The 13,529-nt window shown below is 45.6% G+C and carries 13 protein-coding genes; 1 reads left to right on the forward strand and 12 read right to left on the reverse strand.

The window, feature by feature from the left end; all coding sequences use genetic code 11:
* The first annotated feature begins 73 nt into the window (after positions 1-73).
* Positions 74-244, forward strand: coding sequence for a hypothetical protein (locus AZI86_RS19160; protein WP_157684616.1), 171 nt, complete (start codon positions 74-76; stop codon positions 242-244).
* A gap of 83 nt (positions 245-327) precedes the next feature.
* Here the strand turns inward: AZI86_RS19160 and AZI86_RS03800 are convergent, their stop codons facing one another.
* From AZI86_RS03800 to fliF, 12 genes are all read right to left on the reverse strand, one after another.
* A complete protein-coding gene (locus AZI86_RS03800) occupies positions 328-1,740 on the reverse strand; it encodes a sensor histidine kinase (RefSeq protein ID WP_061833760.1) in 1,413 nt (470 codons plus the stop codon).
* Positions 1,721-2,395, reverse strand: a complete 675-nt coding sequence (locus tag AZI86_RS03805; RefSeq protein WP_061833761.1) for a response regulator — start codon at positions 2,393-2,395, stop codon at positions 1,721-1,723. Before AZI86_RS03805 ends, AZI86_RS03800 begins: the two co-directional genes overlap by 20 nt.
* A 243-nt stretch (positions 2,396-2,638) precedes the next feature.
* Positions 2,639-3,922, reverse strand: coding sequence for a flagellar hook protein FlgE (locus AZI86_RS03810; protein WP_061833762.1), 1,284 nt, complete (start codon positions 3,920-3,922; stop codon positions 2,639-2,641).
* A 126-nt stretch (positions 3,923-4,048) separates the two neighbouring features.
* A complete protein-coding gene (locus tag AZI86_RS03815) occupies positions 4,049-4,483 on the reverse strand; it encodes a TIGR02530 family flagellar biosynthesis protein (RefSeq protein ID WP_061833763.1) in 435 nt (144 codons plus the stop codon).
* Positions 4,483-5,487, reverse strand: a complete 1,005-nt coding sequence (locus tag AZI86_RS03820; protein ID WP_061833764.1) for a flagellar hook assembly protein FlgD — start codon at positions 5,485-5,487, stop codon at positions 4,483-4,485. Before AZI86_RS03820 ends, AZI86_RS03815 begins: the two co-directional genes overlap by 1 nt.
* Positions 5,488-5,536: 49 nt before the next feature.
* A complete protein-coding gene (locus AZI86_RS03825) occupies positions 5,537-7,303 on the reverse strand; it encodes a flagellar hook-length control protein FliK (RefSeq protein WP_061833765.1) in 1,767 nt (588 codons plus the stop codon).
* 35 nt (positions 7,304-7,338) lie between these two features.
* Positions 7,339-8,184, reverse strand: a complete 846-nt coding sequence (locus AZI86_RS03830) for a MotE family protein (RefSeq protein WP_061833766.1) — start codon at positions 8,182-8,184, stop codon at positions 7,339-7,341.
* 6 nt (positions 8,185-8,190) lie between these two features.
* A complete protein-coding gene (gene fliJ, locus AZI86_RS03835) occupies positions 8,191-8,634 on the reverse strand; it encodes a flagellar export protein FliJ (RefSeq protein ID WP_061833767.1) in 444 nt (147 codons plus the stop codon).
* 20 nt (positions 8,635-8,654) lie between these two features.
* Positions 8,655-9,983, reverse strand: coding sequence for a FliI/YscN family ATPase (locus tag AZI86_RS03840; protein WP_061833768.1), 1,329 nt, complete (start codon positions 9,981-9,983; stop codon positions 8,655-8,657).
* Positions 9,983-10,792, reverse strand: a complete 810-nt coding sequence (locus AZI86_RS03845) for a FliH/SctL family protein (RefSeq protein ID WP_061833769.1) — start codon at positions 10,790-10,792, stop codon at positions 9,983-9,985. Before AZI86_RS03845 ends, AZI86_RS03840 begins: the two co-directional genes overlap by 1 nt.
* Positions 10,779-11,813 carry a flagellar motor switch protein FliG gene (gene fliG, locus AZI86_RS03850; RefSeq protein ID WP_061833770.1) on the reverse strand — a complete coding sequence of 345 codons (1,035 nt, stop codon included), beginning with the start codon at positions 11,811-11,813 and terminating at the stop codon, positions 10,779-10,781. The genes AZI86_RS03845 and fliG overlap by 14 nt, the downstream gene beginning before the upstream one ends.
* Positions 11,813-13,462, reverse strand: coding sequence for a flagellar basal-body MS-ring/collar protein FliF (fliF, locus tag AZI86_RS03855; protein ID WP_061833771.1), 1,650 nt, complete (start codon positions 13,460-13,462; stop codon positions 11,813-11,815). Before fliF ends, fliG begins: the two co-directional genes overlap by 1 nt.
* Between the last annotated feature and the right edge of the window lie 67 nt (positions 13,463-13,529).

Raw genomic sequence — 13,529 nt, forward strand, 5'->3', positions numbered from 1 at the left:
TTTCGTCCATTGAGAGAACAGGGCCCAGTGCCTAACATGAGAATCGACATGTGATCATAAAAAGGAGTATCTCATGCGTTTATCAGTTATGGTTCTTTCAGCTGTTCTTCTTGTCAGCCCACTTACTTTTGCTGGTGGTGGTAAATCCCAATACAAAAAATTGGCGAAACAATGCCGTCAAGAAGGTGTGGCTAAAGCTGACATCAAAAAATGTGTCAAAGAAAAACAAGCAGCTAATAAATAGTTTTAGGAAACCTGACAACGTTGAACTCGACGCAAACGATCGTTGTCCCATCCGTTTAAGCCCCGATTTTATCGGGGCTTTTTTTAAGACATCTTTTGCAAAAGAACTTCGAACTCTGTCCCTTTGCCATCTTTGACCGGACTGCGCACAGACACCTTGCCATCGTGGGCTTCCACCACCGCTTTGACAAACGTGAGGCCTAAGCCCATGCCATATTCCGAACGGCTTTTATCGCTGCGATAAAGCTTTTGCCAGATCATTGAGTGCTCTTCACCCGCAATGCCCGGGCCGGTATCAGTCACTCGCAAGATGACATTTTCAGTTTGGTTGATTGTCTGAATCGTCACTTCACCCCCGTCCGGAGTGTATTTGTGAGCGTTGTCTAAAAGATTGGCAATCACCCGACTGATAAGGCGGGCATCGACCATCGCCCAATCATTGGAATCAAGTTTCAAGGTGACCTTGGTGTTTTTTTCTTCAAAAGCCATCTCATAAAGATCCATGATTTCGCGAACTAAATCACTGATGTATTTCTTTTCAAGCTTGAGCTTACGACTGCGGTTCTCCGCCTCGGTAATATCGGTGAGAACTTGTAAGAAACTAAGAATTTTATCCGAGTTTTCATAACAGCTTTGCAGAGCTTCGCGGTAAGACTCGACATCTCCCTCGGCCATCAATGCCAGTTCCGCACGCCCCCGTAAACGTGTCACCGGAGTGCGAATATCATGAGCCAAATGATCAAAAGCTTCTTTAAGTCCGTTGACCAGACTTTCAATTTTATCCAACATGCGATTGCAAAGAACCTTAAGCTCTTCCAACTCGTCATCATTTCCGGTCACGGGAACACGCGTGGATAACGATCCGCTTTCAATTTTTTTCATCGACACGATCAACTCACGAACTGGAATCAATGTGCGGCTTGAAAGAAACAGCCCCCCGACAAAACCGATCAAAGCCACCGGTAACAACATCCACCAAAACATCTCGCGGATATTATTTAAAGGCTCTGAAAAGTTATCCATATTGCGCGCCAATACCAAACGAGTTTCGTCAGGCAACGTCATCCCGGCCACAATCAAAGATTCAAAATCCGCCGATTTTTCAGTGACAAAGTCAAAGTGCTGCTCTTTTTGATTGATGGATTCCATTTTTAAGTTTTCTAAATCGACTCTTAAAGGCACCTGCGGTTCATGAATGGCCAAGGTATCCGCGCGAGGCGAAACCACCATTAATAAAACGCCAGAATCTTGTAAAAACTGAAGAGAACTACCATAGGTTGCTTCAAACTTTTCCAAACCATGGGTTTGAAGCAGCGGCATGATTTCTTCAAGCTTCGTGCTTAAAGCCGCCTGCTCTTGCTTAATGAAGCCTTGGCGGATTTGAATGTAAAGGTAACTGAAAATGACGGTACAACCTAAAATCAGCACCAAAGAATACGCGAGCGTTAATTTGGTGCTGATTCGAAAGAGCGTCGGCTTAAGACGACTTAAGAACATAGCCTACGCCTCTGACTGTATAGATTAGGCGTGTAGGGAAATCTTTTTCCAATTTATTGCGCAAACGGCAGACAAGAACGTCGACCACATTTGTTTGCGGATCGAAGTCGTAATTCCAAACTTCTTTAAGAATGGTCTGCTTACCGATGATTTTATTCGGATTGCTCATGAATAAATCCAGCAACACAAACTCCCGCTCTTGCAGGTCCAATTTGCGGCCCGCACGAACAACGTCACGGTTCAAGCGGTTTAGCTTCAAATCTTGGAATACCAATTGAGTCACTTCTGAAGTTTTTTGCGCGCGCTTTAATAGATTTTTGACCCGGATTTGAAGCTCTGCCATCGCAAATGGTTTAGTCAAATAATCATCACCGCCCATGCTGAGACCTTTAAGACGGTCATCCAGTTCGCGCAATGCACTCAAGATAAGGATTGGCGTCTGAACTTCTTTTTCGCGAAGAGATTTTGCAAATGTGTAACCATCCATCTCTGGAAGCATCAAATCCAATACGATGATGTCGTAATTGTTTGTCAAAGCACGCTCATAAGCGCGTCGACCATTCGACTCAACTTCAACTTCGCCTTCTAATTCGCCAAGGCCCTGTTTTACGATTGTTGCGATTTCGTTATCGTCTTCAACTACTAAGCATCTCATAACATCATCCTCTGTAACGTAGCTTACTAATTCGTTATCTGTATTACGCGAACGTCAGCATATACCAGGTTTGTTTCTAAACAAAAGGCGCAAATTTGAAGACGGGCCTGATTTTGCCGCAAATTACATACATTTAATCGAATCAAACATGAGGAAGTTCTAATAGTCGACCCGGTGCAAAAAAACAGGCCCCCGGGTCAAGGAGCCTGTTTCGACATGGTTTAGTTTAGCTTAAAGAGAAGATTATCGTTTAAGTTGGATAACCTCGTTTAAAAGTTCATCTGTCGTCGTGATTGTCTTCGCATTGGCTTGGAAGCCACGTTGATTTTGGATCATATTTACGAACTCCGTCGCAAGGTCGACCGTTGAACGCTCTAAAGATTTCGCGAAAAGTTTACCGCGACCAGCAGCACCTGGACCACCCATTGAAGCCGCACCAGAATCACGAGATTCTTTCAAACGGTTGTTACCGACTTTGAACATCGCTTCCGGATTTTCGAACTTCGCAAGAGCAATTTGTGCCAAATCCGCCGCTTGTCCGTTTGAGTAAACTGCCGTTAAGATACCGTCGTCATTGAATGACAAACCCGTGATCGTACCAGCCGCCGCACCATCTTGATTCCAAGAGATAAGGTCTGAGTTCTTACCGTACTGTTTAGTACCATCCAAACCTTTACCACCCTCAGCAATCGCATCACCGAAGTTGATTTTAACTTGTTGACCTTGAAGAGCGCCGCCTTTGAAGTTGAAGTTACTTTCAGACAACTCTTGAGATTCCAATTTACCATCAACTGTAAATTTCAATTTACCCGCACACGCTTGAGACATCATGCCTTCTTCGCCGCCAGTCATTTCTTTACCGTCAACAAGGCCTTTGAATTCCCACTCGCGGTCTGCCGTCTTATTGAAGAAGAAGCTGACCAAGTGTTTGTTACCTTGAGAATCGTACATCTCAACCCCTGTAGAGTAGTGAGAAGTCGAATATGGATCTTTGATATCGAATTTCTTAGTCGCTTCCATGCGCGAGTCTAAGTTCAGATCTAATTTCAATTCTTTAGTGGCTTTCGCTGGGATCAATGCGCGAGGGAATTTAATATCGGTCATTTTATTAACGATATTTCCTTTTTCATCCGCACCGAAGCCTTGTACTTTTTGATTGTCGTTTGTTACCAAGTAACCTTCACGGTCAAAGTGGAAAGAACCGTCACGAGTGTATGATTCGCCGTCAGAACCTTTAACTTTGAAGTAACCATCACCAGAGATAGCTAAGTCTGTTACTTTTTCAGTCGCATCCACGTTACCTTGAGTCAGGATTGGATTTACGGCACCGATCTTAACACCGCGACCAATTTGGTTACCACCAAGGATGCCTTTTAAGTTTTTAGAAATGATGTCTTGGAATTCTGCACGGCTGGCTTTGAAACCGATGGTGTTCGCATTCGCGATATTATCCCCGATAACCCCCAAGGCCTCGCCTTGTGCTGTCATACCGGAAACACCCGTATATAGTGATGAAAGAATACCCATTCTGACCTCCATGTCGTTGACGTCTTCAATCGGAATCCGTCGTTTGGAGGGCCTCCTCTACGAGGACCGGCCCAAATTATTTAATTTTTAAATCCGCTAATTAACTAAGCCCTACCACTCTGTTAACTAGATCACCACTGTGCTGTCGATGTTCGTGAATACGTTTTCTTTAAGCGCATTCTTGTCCATCACCGTAACCACCGTGTTGTTCTTCACGCTGACGATCAGTGCTGAGTCATTCATTAACACTAATGAATTCTTCGAGCCCTTCGCGTCTGCTCTCGAAATCGCGTCGGTCAGCTTGGTGATATCCTCTGGAGAATAACTGATTCCCCGAGTTCTCATCCGCTCAATCGCGTGATTCGAAAACTTCACTCCTTCAGCCGCTTTCGCTAAACCTTGAGGGCTCACTTGGCCGATGTTGTTTTGCGGCTTTAAACCACCAACACCATCGAGTGTTTCCTTGAAGGAAGGTCCCTTACCCAAGTCAGGTTGTTTAATCCCTTTACCTGGTTGCGGAACAAGTTGATCAAATGTTTGTATCTTCTTTAAGTCTACCATTACTGCGAAGTCTCCTTAGCGATCTTCTCCATCATGTCTCTCGATAATCCTACCGAGTTCATCAGATTAGATTTTGCTGTAGAAGCTGCAGAAGGTGTAGTCTTTTGCGACTCAACACTTGCCTCTTTCTTAGTTTGTCCCATGGCATCATTTTCTTTCAAGTCTAGGTTTGTGACATCATTTGTTTTCTGGTCGTTCTTCATAAGACTTGGGTCCGTGATCTTTTTCACGTCAGTAAAGCGAATCGCTTGATTACCTACGTGAAGAACCGGGCCGTCAGATGAATAACTTACACCTGTGATCATGCCTTCGAAATCTGTCTTGATGCCCATCTTTCTGCCATCAGCCATCTTAGCTTCGGCCATGAATTGATATTCACCTTGAGGCGACTTCATCGCTTTTTCATCTTCACCATTCCAAGTGAGTTTGTTAGCTCCCTCTTTCAGGTTTTTTAGATTGTAAGTACGAACAACATTTCCTTCCGCATCGCGAACTTTCACCGTTACTTCCGCTGCGGCCATTGGCAAATTAAATTTGAAATCGTGATCTTTGTCATTCACGCCGCGAACGACTTTGGATGAATCTCCGGCAACTGCTTTACCGATCAAGTTCAAAGCTTGGAAGTTTTCTGAAGGCTTCTGGGCATTCTTTAGCTCTTCCAATGTTTTGTTCATGTTCTGCATTTGCTCTAGTGATGAGAAGTTCGCCAGCTGGGCGGCCATCTCATGCGACTTTAACGGATTCGTCGGATCTTGATTTTTCATTTGCGTTAGCATCAGCTTAAAGAAAGCATCTTTATCCAAACTTGGATTACCGGCCGTGCGAACTTTTTTCGACGGATCCGTCCAATTGGCATCCACGATTTTATTCAACACCTCGCCGACGTTTTCGCCGCCGACTTTATCCTTGTCATGAGCACTTACATTCGACGCTCCCAAATTTTCGGGCTTTGTTTGCGTCGCTCCGAAAGCGTTCACTCCAAGTTTTGCGTTTACCATCGTCATTATTGCTCCAGTTCCGCGGCTCTGCCGCTACACACTGCCCTCGTGGCGGTTAAGCCACTAAATTCAAGCCACTGCCTTTGCCTTCAACTTCGCGGTTCGCCGGACGGCTTGCCGTTTCGATGGGTTGAAGTGGATCACGCTGCTTTTTTCCATACCCACGTAAACCTGAAACGTCGGACCAAGATTCTCTGCGTCCGGAGTTGCCAAAGTTTTCGTTAAACTGGTTCCAGAATTGACGAGCTTGATCTCGATTCTGTCCGTTCATATTGGTTTGGTTTTGAGTCGCCGTATCCGTCGATGCTGAGTTCACAACATCTACCTTAACATTTTCCATCGACAGTTTGTGAGCAGCAAGACTGGTTTTCAGTTCAGCTAGACTAGACTCAATCGTCTTTTTCGCTTCTTGAGTATCCGCCGACATTTGCATGTTCACTTTACCGTCCTGAAGCATGACTTTCAGGTGAATGGTTCCCATCCCCTCAGGAGTCATCTGCACTTTCATCTCGCCGCCACCTTGTTTGATAAGGTATTGAGCTTGATTCATGACTTGCTTCACGGCGGCTTCGTTTTCTGCCGGTGTTGGCGTCTGTCCTGGAGCGACAGGTGCTGCCATCGGCATGCCCATGTCTGCTTTTAAGGTTTCACCCTTAATTGGTGCTCCGTGAACCCCCTCTAAGCCCGAAAGACTTTGCTTAAAGTCCGCTTTCTTTAAAACTTCTCCCGCAGCTTCACTCGCCGCACTGACGGCTTTTTGCGCGACCTTGCTTTGAGGGTTTTGCTGCATGAATGAAGAGTCTTGTCCTGATGAATTAAACTGCTCAGCTCCCGCCTGGTTTTTTGCCTGAGTTGCAACCACCGACGCGCCCATCACGGGAGCTTCAGCTTTAGGCGCCTGCGCGGCTTGCTGGAATTCGTCGATCAAGACCGGCTCTTCACCTTGAGTGGCTTCCCCATTCTGGGCTTGGGCAGTTTCTGCGTGTTTTGCCGCTAACGCCGCTAACAAAGCAGGAGACATCGCCTCTTTCATCTGCCCACGCAAATGCGGCGGAAGTTTATCAAGCAAAGAATCTTGCGGAACTTGAGGCAAATCTTGCGGTGCCATCGCGTTCTTGGCAAACGAAGACTCGTCGACTTCGAGATTCTCCATGCCAGTTTGCATTGCCGTGTCCGTCAAGTTTTGTAGACCTGGAGTCATTGACGGATCTGCCGGAGCCACTTTAGGATTTGCCCAGAATTTAGAATTAAGCTGATCCACGGACTTCATAAGCATATCCTGGCGGCCTTGCGCCGACGCGATACGCTCTTGCATTCCCTGGTTCGTTAATCCCGCACCAACCATCATGCTAGGCTCTTTAGGAGCTTGAGGCATTTGATTGAGCTGAGCCAAAAGCGATGCGTACATCGCTTGAGCTTTCTCAGCATCTTCGGCAGGCAAATCCAATTGAGAGATTACGGCTTCGGCCGTATCCTCTGGAGCCATCTTTAGTTGGGAATCTTTCAGCTGGGCCATCGCCTCTACAAGTCGTGTAGGAGGGATTTCGAATTCACTCTCGAATGAGTCCATGAAATCTTGTATTGCCTGCTGTCTTCCCGTCGTTTTCTTGGTGGGCTTAGTTTCTGCCCTTACGACCTCTGGTTCCGGTTTTTCTTTCACCTCTTTCGGTTGTTGCTGCTTGGTCGACATCTTGTCATCCAACGCTTTTCCGAATGAGGGCTCGGATCCATTTCCTTTAAAGTCTTTATCTATCGGCTTTTTATCCAATGGAGACTTTAAATCGGTCGCAGCCACCTTCGGGCCAACGACGCTTGCTAACAAATTATTCCTCCTTCCGTGGAGTATTATTTATTCCGCTACTTACCAGCTTCCGTTTTCGCACTTGCAGGGGCTCGCTTATAACCAGCGAACATCTCTGAAAGAACTTGAGCTTTATCTGGTTTCAACAAATTCATAATATCAGCGGCATTCTTCTTTTTCATACGTCCAAGTATTTCAACTGCCAAATCCTCGTCCATTGTCTCAAAGACTTTGGCCGCTTGCGGGGCTTTCATATTGGAATACATTTGGACTAAAGTATCGACTTTTTCAGAATCGACTTTAACACGTTCTTCTAAAATGCCGGAAATCTTGGTGCGCATCCCTTCCAGATCCTTAAGGCGTTTATCAAGTTCTTCTTTTTGAACTTGCAGTTCTGCTTCCATACGATTGAGCTCTTCTTCTCGTGCATCGAGTTCTTTTTTGCGATCATTGAGCTTTTGCAAGTGATCTAAATCCGAAGCCGTTAATGCCGCCGGTGCTTCAGGCTTTGCTTCTTTAGCTTCTTCTGGTTTTGTCGTGGAGGCGGCGGGAGCTGCGGGTTTAGCCGGTTCAGCGGCATAAGCTTCACCGCCCATGGTGATTTCAATGCGCTTTACAAAGCTTTCAACATCTTCATGATAAAGAAATCCATAGATGGCCATAAGCAAGCCCATGAATGAAACACCCACGATTTTCCATGGAATGCCGGATTTTTTTCTTTTCTTGGGCTGGCTCATTTTCATACGGCGACGGATTTGCTGTTCCAGTTCTTCTGATGAAAGATCTAGATCTAATTTGGGCGCATTTGATTTTTTTTGAAAGCGTACAGCGTTAGAGCGGGAAGATGTAGGATCAGCTGCTTTGCGTGCATTTTGGAAAAATTGATCGTATCCGCTCTTCATGTATTTTTATTCCTTCGCTTTAAAGCGCAAAATACTTTGTTCATCCATTTCTTTTTGATCGTCTTGCAGGCGTTTTTGACGATATTCTTCGAATTGGTTTTCGCGCATCTTTTCTATGATTTTATATTCCTGCGCGGCTTGTTTCAAAATTTCTCGGCGCGACTCGACCAATTTTTCCGCTTCTTGGACCTTCATCTTCTGTTTTTCGATCAAGACTTCCTGACCTTTCAAGAACTCATGAACCTGGGTCAGAGCTGGACCTTGCGAACCGCCTTGTTTTACAAGCTGGCCGGCACTTTCATGGGCCATGGTCTTTTGTTGAATCATGGAATTAAGCTTAGCGTTTTCTTGGTTCAAATACATCGTGGCTTCCTGAAAATCCTTTTGCTTCAGATTTTCCGTCAACTTGCGATGTTCTAAAACTTTTTGCAGTGGAAATTTAAATTTCATCTAAAGACATCCTGTCTTTATTAAGCATTCATCAGAATCTGTTGCATCATTCTTACGGTCTGAGTGAATGTCGTGGGATCCTCGACTCTTTGCTTTAAGAAGTCATTCACCCCGTCGATGACCTTTACGGCCTTATCAATTTTTGGGTTGGAACCCGGTTTATAAGCACCAATATTAATTAAATCTTCGGCCTCTTTATAAACCGCCAATGTTTCACGCAGCTTTTGCGCTAAACGAGCATGTTCACTCGACGTCACGGCCCTCATCACCCGACTTGCGCTTTGCATGATATCAATGGCCGGGAAGTGGCCCTTTTGCGCCAAGGCACGACTTAATACGATATGTCCATCAACGATCGAACGAACCGAGTCCCCGATGGGATCATTCATATCGTCCCCTTCAACCAGAGTCGTATAAAATCCTGTGATACTGCCTTCACCTTCAAAAGATCCGGCGCGCTCTAAAAGTTTTGGCAAGGTCGCAAATACACTGGGCGTGTATCCTTTTTGTGAAGGAGGTTCCCCGGTGCTCAGACCGATCTCCCTTTGGGCCATGGCAAAACGAGTCACTGAATCCATCATCAATAAAACATTCTTACCTTGCGAGCTAAAGTACTCGGCTAAAGCGGTCGCCACATAGGCGCCTCGCATTCGCAGCAAAGGACTTTGATCGGAAGTCACACACACGACCACTGAACGTTTCATACCCTCAGGCCCCAAATCGTGTTCGATAAACTCACGGACCTCACGACCACGCTCACCAATCATCGCGATCACATTAACATCGGCATTGGTGTTTCGGGCCATCATTCCCAAAAGGACCGACTTACCCACACCCGAGCCTGCCATAATTGCGACACGCTGACCTTGCCCTGCGGTTAATGCACCATTAATGGCTCTAATGCCAAGGTCTAGGGGTTCCCGAATCGGGCGACGCATGAGGGGGTTACGAACTTCGCTATAAAGAGGAATTTCGCGGAAATTTTCAACTTCGCCTTTAGCATCCAACGGACGGCCTAAGCCATCAACGACGCGACCCAAAAGCTCATCCCCCGCTCGGACTGTCGCGATTTGACGATCCAGAGTGATTTTAGAACCTAACGCAACTCCACGCATGTCGTTCAGGGCCATCATCAAGACGTGTTTGTCTTTAAAGCCCACGACTTCGGCCAAAAAAGATTTCTCCATGCCGGAAGGGTTGATCTTAACGATGCTGCCCACACTTGCACCCGGAAGATATCCCTTAATCAACATACCGTTGACCTCCGTCACCTTGCCACTATCCTTTGTTAAATGGATAGAGTTGACGACATCGGAATACTTTTCCAAATTCAAGGAAAGATCGCTCATTAGCTTGCAGCCTTGTCTTTAACTTTAGGAATATTTTCAGAAAGAACACTCCACAGCTGCTCTACACGTTGTTCAATACGCGCATCGACTTCGCCATAGTTTGTTTCTACGATACAGCCGCCATCACTGACCTCGGCACTTGGCTCAAAACGAATGCGCTTAATGAATTCAAACTCACGGCCGGATTCTTTTTTTAGCTCCTCGAGGAATTCAAACTGCTTTTGGGAAACTCGCACAGTGATATTTTCTTCGTCTTGCGACAAGCTCACCGCATCTTTAAGGATCTTCACCATGGCCTCATTATTGCCTTCGAGCTCCGTTTTCGCTAAGCGTGCGGCCATTTGAAAAACAAGTTTAATCAAATGCGCTTCGTTAAAGGTCGCCATTTCAGATTTAATATCTTTGATACCGTTTAGAAGAGTATCCATGCTTTGCATGCTTTCCGCGATTTGTGCCGAAACCTTGTCGAAAGCCTCTTTACGGCCTTCTTCCAGACCCAGTTTATAAGCTTCTTCATAGGCACCCTCTTGAATCTCTTTTAATTTTTCAAGAGCCGCTTCTTCGACTTTTTCTTCTTCGGTATTTTGCTCTACTTGATCGATGCCTGTTTGCACTCGAACCGCATCATTCATGCGGAAATCAGAACCCTTGGTTTTTTCTGCTAAGTATTGCAAAGCTTGCTTAGGGGTGCCCAAGTCAAATCGAGCTGGCACAAATTCCAAAACAGTTTTATCCGCCACATCCTTAGGAAGGACGGCCTTGATTTTTGGAGATTGACCGGCAGAGCCGCCTTTATTAGACCATTGCATCTTCTGAACCACCACGAGCGATTAAGATTTTTCCTTCGGCTTCTAAGCGACGAGCCACATTGACGATCTCTTGTTGAGCTCCTTCGACGTCGGACAAACGAGAAGGTCCCATATTCGCCAAGTCTTCGCGCAACATCTCGGCCGCACGGGCGGAGATATTTTTGAGGATCTTGTTGCGAATATCTTCGCTGGCTGTTTTGAGGGCCAAAAGAAGTTTTTCGTTCGGAACCTCTTTGAGAAGAGCTTGAATACCACGGTCGTCGATTTTCGCGATATCGTCGAAGACGAACATAAGCTTGCGGATCTCTTCGGCAAGAAGAGGATCTTTTTCTTCCAAGCGCGACATGATCGCCGTTTCCGTGTTTTTGTCCATAACGTTGAGCATTTCGGCGACAGGCTGAACCCCGCCCAGTGCTGCTTGTTCGACCGTAGCTGTATTTGATAATTGATTTTTCAAAACGCGATCGATTTCCGCGATAAGCTCTGGATCGACGTGTTCTAAGTTCGCCATACGCAGAACCACTTCGGCTTGCAAGGCTTCAGGAAGACGTTTAAGGACCTCACCTTTTTTCTCTGGCTCTAAGTGCGCCAAGATAACGGCAACGGTTTGTGGATGTTCATTCACTAAGAAGGTCGCTAACGACTTCGCATCCACCATCTCTAAGGATTCTAACGAGCGAGATCCACCGGCATTGATATTCAAACCGCCCAGGATACCACGGGCGCGCTCTTCTCCCAGAGCATCCACGATCGTGTCCTTAGCGGAGATACTTTCAGAGAAAATATAATCTTCAGTCTCTGATATCATTTCATAGAACTCTTCTAGGACACGTTTAGTCACGTGAACCGGAACGACACGCAATTTGCTCATTTGGTTGATAAGTTTTCGAATGTCTGCGTCATCCATACGGCGCAATAAAACTTTCACCGCATCACGGCCAAGATAATTAATCAGGATCGCGGCTTTATCAAAGCCCTTCAAATGTTCGTATTCGATATTATCCGATTTATGAAGTTTCATTACGTATCCTTCCTTACCAGCCACATGCCAAAGGCATTGGCGGCCTTTTCTTCGTCACGACCCATGCTGGCCATGATACGATCTTTAAGAAGTTCGCTTTCCGCTTTTTCTGGATCAATAGATTCTTGCAATACCGGTAACGCCGTCGACATACCTGGAAGCGTGTTATCAACCGATTGCAGCTCTTCAAGTTCTTCGATAGTTCTTGGCAACATTTCCTCTACGGAATCTTGGAAGCTGTCCGTGATCCACTGCATGAAGGGACGCACGACGATGAAGAAGAACAAGGCCAAGCTGAATCCTAACAAAGCCCATTTGAATAAAGCATGGATCAGTTTTTTACGCTCTAAAGTCGTTAGGATTTTTTCAGATTCTGAAAAGTCCTCTGGTTGGAACTGAATATTTTCAATACGAACACTGTCACCACGAGCTTGGTTAAAGCCAATCGCATTTTTGATCAGGTCTTCGTATTTTTTAAGTTCTTCGGGTGAACGAGCCGTCCATTTAGTTTCAGTTGTACCGTCTTCTTTTGTAGTTGTGGCTGTAATACCGTCAACGACAACCGCCACACTTACACGCTCTAATGCTCCCGCCGCTTCACGGATATTGCGGGTCGCCTTAGAAACTTCGAAGTTAATGGTTTTAAGTTCTTTTTTGACATCTTGTTTAAATCCCACCGTGCCTTGATCTTCGGCACCTGGCAAATTCGAACGAGACCCCGGAACACCAGATGGATTCACGCGGGAACCATCCAAAGATTCTTCTTCGGATTGTTGTGAACGAATCGCCGTTTTGTCGGGATCCACAGATTCCTCAACAGAAGAAATCACCCGGTGATTCAATGTCGCGTCTACTTTCGCGACTACTTTCGCGTGTCCTACCACTTTTGTAAGGATATCTTCAACACGGTCTTTAAGATCATTTTCAATTTTTGCTTTCAGATCTAACAATTCGTTAGATCCACCGGTCGTCCCATCAGACGTCCGAGTTAAAACTTTACCACGTTCATCCAAAACCGCGACTTTATCTGCATCTAAACCCTCAACGGCATTGGCGACAAGATAACGAATCCCGCGAATTTGTTCGGGAGCTAATTCTTTACCTTGACGAAGTTCCACGACAACCGATGCGGAAGCTTGGCTGCCTTCTTCAAGAAAAGTCTTTTTATTAGGAAGAGCTAAGATTACTTTAGATTGTTTGACGGCTGTCAGGGTGTTGATGGCTCTCATCAACTCGCCTTGAAGGGCCCGTTGATAGTTGATTTTTTGCGCGTAAGAATTCATCCCAAAATCTTGCTTATCAAAAATCTCTAGACCGATAGAGCCCATCTTTGGGGAACCGATTTCAGACATCAACGTCATTTGCGTAGAGTGTAAAAGTTCTTTTGGAATAGCGATTGTTTTACCTTCGTCACGCAATTGGAAAGGAATGTTTTTTTCATTCAACTTTGCCACCATGGACGACACTTGCTCAGATGGGATGTTAGTGAAAAGAGGAACATAGTCTTTGCCTGATGCCATGAAAAGCATCGTCATCAACGCAAAAACCGCAATCACGGTCACTGCAATGACAGAAAGTCTTTTAGTTGGGCCTAAGTTCTTAAAGAACTCGCGAAACTGAATGACCAATCCACCAAAAATCTTGTTCAAGTATTCCTCCGTAACTCAACTCTTCTTTTTCACGCACATCCTGCGCGCTACCTAACCACTGCTCCAG

The sequence above is a fragment of the Bdellovibrio bacteriovorus genome, assembly GCF_001592735.1.
GTDB classification, from domain to species: Bacteria; Bdellovibrionota; Bdellovibrionia; order Bdellovibrionales; family Bdellovibrionaceae; genus Bdellovibrio; species Bdellovibrio bacteriovorus_D.

Coding starts and splice junctions, on each gene's coding strand:
- AZI86_RS19160 (WP_157684616.1), top strand. CDS start 74: ATGCGTTTATCAGTTATGGTTCTTTCAGCTGTTCTTCTTGTCAGCCCA.
- AZI86_RS03800 (WP_061833760.1), bottom strand. CDS start 1,740: ATGTTCTTAAGTCGTCTTAAGCCGACGCTCTTTCGAATCAGCACCAAA.
- AZI86_RS03805 (WP_061833761.1), bottom strand. CDS start 2,395: ATGAGATGCTTAGTAGTTGAAGACGATAACGAAATCGCAACAATCGTA.
- AZI86_RS03810 (WP_061833762.1), bottom strand. CDS start 3,922: ATGGGTATTCTTTCATCACTATATACGGGTGTTTCCGGTATGACAGCA.
- AZI86_RS03815 (WP_061833763.1), bottom strand. CDS start 4,483: ATGGTAGACTTAAAGAAGATACAAACATTTGATCAACTTGTTCCGCAA.
- AZI86_RS03820 (WP_061833764.1), bottom strand. CDS start 5,487: ATGACGATGGTAAACGCAAAACTTGGAGTGAACGCTTTCGGAGCGACG.
- AZI86_RS03830 (WP_061833766.1), bottom strand. CDS start 8,184: ATGAAGAGCGGATACGATCAATTTTTCCAAAATGCACGCAAAGCAGCT.
- fliJ (WP_061833767.1), bottom strand. CDS start 8,634: ATGAAATTTAAATTTCCACTGCAAAAAGTTTTAGAACATCGCAAGTTG.
- AZI86_RS03840 (WP_061833768.1), bottom strand. CDS start 9,983: ATGAGCGATCTTTCCTTGAATTTGGAAAAGTATTCCGATGTCGTCAAC.
- AZI86_RS03845 (WP_061833769.1), bottom strand. CDS start 10,792: ATGCAATGGTCTAATAAAGGCGGCTCTGCCGGTCAATCTCCAAAAATC.
- fliG (WP_061833770.1), bottom strand. CDS start 11,813: ATGAAACTTCATAAATCGGATAATATCGAATACGAACATTTGAAGGGC.